This is a genomic window from Micromonospora sp. NPDC049580 (genome assembly GCF_040675595.1).
GTDB lineage: Bacteria > Actinomycetota > Actinomycetes > Mycobacteriales > Micromonosporaceae > Micromonospora.
The window spans coordinates 1-5,351 of sequence record NZ_JBFAPG010000437.1 but is presented as its reverse complement, the minus strand read 5'-3'; the positions used below and the strand labels follow the sequence as shown (position 1 = coordinate 5,351).

At 73.6% G+C, this 5,351-nt stretch carries 5 protein-coding genes; 3 read left to right on the top strand and 2 right to left on the bottom strand.

Annotation, left to right across the window (positions count from 1 at the left end):
• Window positions 1-189: 189 nt before the first annotated feature.
• Window positions 190-1,284 carry a 3-deoxy-7-phosphoheptulonate synthase gene (locus AB0J68_RS26235; protein WP_363940874.1) on the bottom strand — a complete coding sequence of 365 codons (1,095 nt, stop codon included), beginning with the start codon at window positions 1,282-1,284 and terminating at the stop codon, window positions 190-192.
• Between the two features lie 274 nt (window positions 1,285-1,558).
• Here AB0J68_RS26235 and AB0J68_RS26230 point away from each other — a divergent pair, with 274 nt between their 5' ends.
• Complete coding sequence (locus AB0J68_RS26230) at window positions 1,559-1,777, top strand: hypothetical protein (RefSeq protein ID WP_363940872.1); 219 nt, start codon at window positions 1,559-1,561, stop codon at window positions 1,775-1,777.
• Here the strand turns inward: AB0J68_RS26230 and AB0J68_RS26225 are convergent.
• Window positions 1,744-2,502, bottom strand: coding sequence for a phosphodiesterase (locus tag AB0J68_RS26225; protein ID WP_363940870.1), 759 nt, complete (start codon window positions 2,500-2,502; stop codon window positions 1,744-1,746). The genes AB0J68_RS26230 and AB0J68_RS26225 overlap by 34 nt on opposite strands.
• 101 nt (window positions 2,503-2,603) lie before the next feature.
• Between AB0J68_RS26225 and AB0J68_RS26220 the strand changes: the two genes are divergently transcribed.
• Complete coding sequence (locus AB0J68_RS26220) at window positions 2,604-3,896, top strand: pitrilysin family protein (protein ID WP_363940868.1); 1,293 nt, start codon at window positions 2,604-2,606, stop codon at window positions 3,894-3,896.
• The gene (locus AB0J68_RS26215) at window positions 3,893-5,230 is read left to right on the top strand and encodes a pitrilysin family protein (RefSeq protein WP_354860902.1); all 1,338 of its coding nucleotides are present in this window, start codon (window positions 3,893-3,895) and stop codon (window positions 5,228-5,230) included. The genes AB0J68_RS26220 and AB0J68_RS26215 overlap by 4 nt, the downstream gene beginning before the upstream one ends.
• Window positions 5,231-5,351 lie beyond the last annotated feature (121 nt).

Sequence of the window (5,351 nt, the reverse complement as noted above, 5' to 3'; positions counted from 1 at the left end):
GGGCCGGGGGCGGCGCCGGTGTCGGTGTGCAGGTCGCCTCTCGGCGAGTGGCGCGACGCGGCTCCAGCCGAACGGTATTCCGCGAGGGCTATTTAGGTGAGGCCCGGGGACACTGAGCACACCGACACCTCAGTCAACCAGGCCCCACCGTCTCGTGTTCCGCGCACCGCAGTGCCGGCCGTCACACCCTCACGCCGGGGTTGGCAGCGTGGCCCGACGGGCCCGTACGGCGGTGGCCAGGTGGTCGAGCACCTCGGCGGTGTCGTCCCAGCCGAGGCAGGCGTCGGTGACCGAACGGCCGTACACCAGCTCGCGGGTCGGGTCGAGATCCTGCCGGCCGGGCAGCAGGAACGACTCCAGCATCACACCGGTGATCCCGCGCTGGCCGGCGGCCATCTGCGCCGCCACGTCCGCGGCGACCAGCGGCTGGTTGCGGTGGTCCTTGCCGCTGTTGGCGTGGCTGGCGTCGATCACCAGGCGCTCCGGCAACCCGGCCGCCCGGAGCAGGTCGAGCGCGCCCGCCACCGACTCCGCGTCGTAGTTGGGCCGACCGCCACCGCCGCGCAGCACCAGGTGCCCGTCGGTGTTGCCGCGGGTGTGCATGATCGCCGGGGTGCCGGAGAAGTCGATGCCCGGGAAGACGTGCGGCACCCCGGCGGCGCGGATCGCGTCCACGGCGGTGCCGATGCTGCCGTCGGGGCGGTTCTTCATGCCGATCGGCATGGACAGGCCGGAGGCGAGCTGCCGGTGCACCTGGCTCTCCACGGTGCGGGCGCCGATCGCACCCCAGGCCACCGTGTCCGCGATGTACTGCGGGGTGATCGGGTCGAGGAATTCGCAGCCCACCGGCAGGCCGAGGCGCAGGACGTCGAGCAGCAGCGCCCGGGCCCGGCGCAGGCCGGTGTTGACGTCGCCGCTGCCGTCCAGCCCGGGGTCGTTGATCAGGCCCTTCCACCCCACGGTGGACCGCGGCTTCTCGAAGTAGACCCGCATGACGATCAGCAGGTCGTCGGCGACCCGGTCGGCGGCGACGCGCAGACGCTCGGCGTATTCGAGGGCGGCGGCCGGGTCGTGCACCGAGCACGGGCCGACCACCACCAGCAGGCGGTCGTCCTCGCGGTCCAGCACGCGGCCCACCGCGCGTCGGCCGGTCAACACGGCGGCGGCGAGCGAGGCGTCCAGGGGCAACTCGTGGTGCAGCAGGGCGGGTGTGGTAAGCGGCACGACACGGTCGATCCGCTGATCGCTGACCCGATCGGTCTCCGGGGTCGTCACGGTGGGCATCCTTCCGCCGACCGTGCCCGGGGCCGGTGCCCGGGACGAGCCGGCTGCTCGTACGCAAAAGGGCAGGAACGACAGCTCCTGCCCAGCCGGCTCGGTCCGTGGTGACGTCAGTTCATGGTGAAGTCACCGGCGTGGGAGCCGGCTGCCTAAACCATCGATAGGAACGCGTCACGGGAGCCAGCCTACCCGACCGGGCGGGGATGCCCGTGGCATCGTCCCAAGATGCGGGGTGAACATCGCGTGCCGAGGCCGGGCCGGGGGTAACAGCTGTGCCATGACTGACGAGCAGAGCGATCAGGAGCGGGCGGAGTCCCGCGCGCACCACCTCCTTCCCGAGGAGGCGGCGGTGGGCAGCGACGACCCGCAGGCGCAGGCGGAGGCCATCCTCGCCGAGTCGGACATCCGCGAGGAGGACCAGAACGTGGCCCCGGACACGGTGCTGGAACGTCGTACCTCGGATCAGACGGTTGCCGCCGTCGAACCGCCGGACTGAGCCCGCGCGCCGCGGGCCCGGCGTGAGCCCCGGTAGGTCTGCTCGCGCAGCCAGGCGAGTGGACCGGCCGCCCGCAGTTCGGGTGGCAGGTTGCGCACCGGGTCGAACGCGAGCGCGGCGTCCTCGGCGGCGTCGAGCGGGGCACCGATGCTGACCTGGCCGACCGGCCGCCACGGCCCGACGGCGGACGCGACCGCGAGCACCACGCGCGGCGCGTCCGTCCGGGCCGCGGCAGTGACGGCGGCCAGAGTGCGGCCGAGGTCGACCGAGTCCGGGTCGGCCAACGCGGCCAACCAGAGACGACGCCGGCCCACGCGGTAACACATGATCGTGCTGTAGGTCCCGGTGAAGCCGCGGCGGGGCAGCGGCAGGTTCCGCAGCACCGGAGCGGCGCCGCTGGAGCTGACCAGCAGGTCGAACGGGCGGCCGGTGGGGGAGTGCACACGCACCGCCAGGCCCAGCACGTCCGGCCAACCGCCCGGCGTGGGCGTACCCCTGGAGAGCCGGACCGTGGCCGCGTACCGGCCGGGGTCGTCCAGCAGGGCGACCCCGGTGGGTGGTCCGGGCGTACCCCAGATCGTCACCTCGCCGGTGAACGACCGGCCGGCCGGATGCAGCAGCCGGCCGCGGCGCAGCCGGCCGAGCGCGGCGGTGGCGCGTTCGACGGTCCTGGCGGCCGGTCCGACGGTGCGGCGCGCGGGCGGAACGGGGGTCCGTGGGGTCATTGCTCTGCGGTACCCCGACCGGCAAAGTCGATGCCGGTCGGCCGGCTCGCCGACCGGCGGCACGTCACCTTTCCGCCCGCGAGATCGGATAGCGTCGTGCCATGCCCGACAGTGGTTACCCCTGGCCCATCGAGACGTCCCGACTGGACAACGGCCTGCGCGTGGTGGTGAGCGAGGATCGCACCGCACCCGCGGTGGCCGTCAATCTCTGGTACGACGTCGGATCCCGGCACGAGCCGGCCGGGCAGACCGGTTTCGCCCACCTCTTCGAACACCTGATGTTCGAGGGCTCGGTGAACGTGGCGAAGACCGAGCACATGAAGCTGATCCAGGGCTCCGGTGGCTCGCTCAACGCCACCACCAACCCGGACCGGACGAACTACTTCGAGACGGTCCCGGCCGAGCACCTGGAGCTGGCGCTCTGGCTGGAGGCCGACCGGATGGGTGGGCTGGTCCCGGCGCTCACCCAGGAGACGCTGGACAACCAGCGCGACGTGGTGAAGAACGAGCGCCGGCAGCGCTACGAGAACGTCCCGTACGGGGATGCCTGGCTGCGCCTGCTGCCGCTGCTCTACCCGCCGGGGCACCCGTACCACCACTCGACGATCGGCTCGATGGCCGACCTGAACGCCGCCGATCTCGCCACCTTCCAGGCGTTCCACGAGATGTACTACGCGCCGAACAACGCGGTGCTCACCGTCGTCGGCGACGCCCAGGCCGCCGAGGTGTTCGCGCTGGCCGAGAAGTACTTCGGGGCGTTGCCCGCCCGCGACGACATCCCGCCCGCGCCGGACGGTCGCCGCGTCCCGGCGACCGGGAAGCCCGCCGTGGAGACGGTGATCGCGGACGTGCCGGCGCCCCGCGTCTACATCGCCCACCGTGGTCACCCGTTCGGCAGCCCCGGCTACGACGTGCTCACCGTGCTCGCCACCGTGCTCGGCAGCGGCCGGGGCAGCCGGCTCTACCAGCGGCTCGCCGACGGCGAGCGGATCGCACAACCCGATCTGGTCGGCGCGTACGGGGTGGACCTCGCGCACGCCCCGGCGCCGCTGATCGCCACCGCCACCGCCCGCCCCGGCGTGAGCGCCGAGCGGTTGGCCGAAGGGCTGGCCGAGGTCGTCGACGAGCTGGCCACCGTGCCGGTCACCGCCGCCGAGCTGGACCGGGCGAAGGCGTTGCTGAGCACCGCGTGGTGGCGGCAGATGTCGACGGTGGACGGCCGCGCGGACACGCTCGGGCGGTACACCACCCAGTTCGGTGACCCGGCCCGGGCCGCCGACCGGCTGCCCGCCTGGCTCGCGGTGACCGCCGAGCAGATCGCCGAGACCGCCGCCGAGGTGCTCGGCGCCGCCGACCGGGTGACCCTGACCTACCTGCCCGAGGAGACCGCATGACGCTGATCGCCGACCGTCCCGGCCCGGGTGCCGCTCGCCCGTACCGGTTCCCGCCGGTGGTCCGCCGCGCGGCGGGCGGCGGCCAGGTGGTCGCCGCGCACCTGCCCGGGCAGAACCTCGCCGTCGCGTTGCTGCTGCTCGACGCCGGCGCCGGCCGGGAGCTGACCGGCAAGGAAGGGCTGGGCGGCGTGCTCGCCAAGGCCCTGGAGGAGGGCACCGCGCAGCGGGACGCCACGGCGTACGCGCTGGCCATCGAGGCGCTCGGCACCGAGCTGGTGACCGGGCTGGACTGGGACTCGTTCCAGATCAGCGTGCAGGTCCCGGTGGATCGGCTGACCGCCGCGGTGCAACTCCTCGCCGAGGCCGTCCGGACGCCCCGGCTGGACCCGGCCGACGTCCGGCGCGTGCGCGACGACGAGGCCACCGCGCTGCGGATGGACTGGGCCAACCCCGGCCCGCGCGCCGACGCCGCGCTGCGCGCCGACCTGTTCGGCGCCGACACCCGCTGGGGACGACCGATGTACGGCGATCCGGACTCGGTGGCCGGCCTGGACGTGGAGGACATCACCGTCTTCCACTCCGAGTGGTTCCTGCGGCCCGGCACCCTGATCGTCGCCGGTGACCTGGACCGGATCGACCTGGACGCGTTGGCCGGGGCGGCGTTCGCCGGCACCGGGGGCGGTCCGGCCGAGCGGGGCGGCCCGATCGAGGTCCCGCTGCACACCGGCCGCCGGATCATCCTGGTGGACCGGCCCGGCTCGGTGCAGTCCACGCTGCGGCTGGGCCACCCGTCGCCGCACCGGGCGCACCCCGACCACGTGCCGATGACCCTCGCGGGCACGGTGCTCGGTGGGGCGTTCACCTCCCGGCTCAACCACCTGATCCGCGAGGTGCGCGGCTACACGTACGGCATCCGGGGCGAGTTCGCCTCGTCCCGCCGGTTCGGGCGGTTCGCGGTCAGCTCGGGCGTGCAGACCGCCGTCACCGCGCCGGCCCTGGTCGAGGCGGTGGGCGAGATCACCCGTACGCAGGCGGGAGGCGTGACCGAGGACGAGCTGGCGGTGGCCCGTTCCTGGCGGGCCGGGCAGCTGTCGGTCGAGTTGCAGAGCCCCCGGGCGATCGCTTCCGCGCTGACCACGCTGGTGGTGCACGACCTGCCGGACGACTACCACGCCCGGCTGCGCGAGGAACTGCTCAACGCCGACGTGGACCAGGTCTCCGCGGCAGCGGCCACCCACCTGCACCCGGAAGCGCTGACCCTGGTCATCGAAGGCGACGCCGCCGTGATCCGCAACGACCTCGAGTCCGCCGCCCTAGGAGACCTCCTCCCCTAACCCCCTCCCGCCTCCCGCCTCCCGCCTCCCGCCCCCCGCCCTCAGCCCTCAGCCCTCAGCCCTCAGCCCGTTGATCATGAAGTTGTTGTCACTCGGCACGGCGTGTCGCGGCAATAACTTC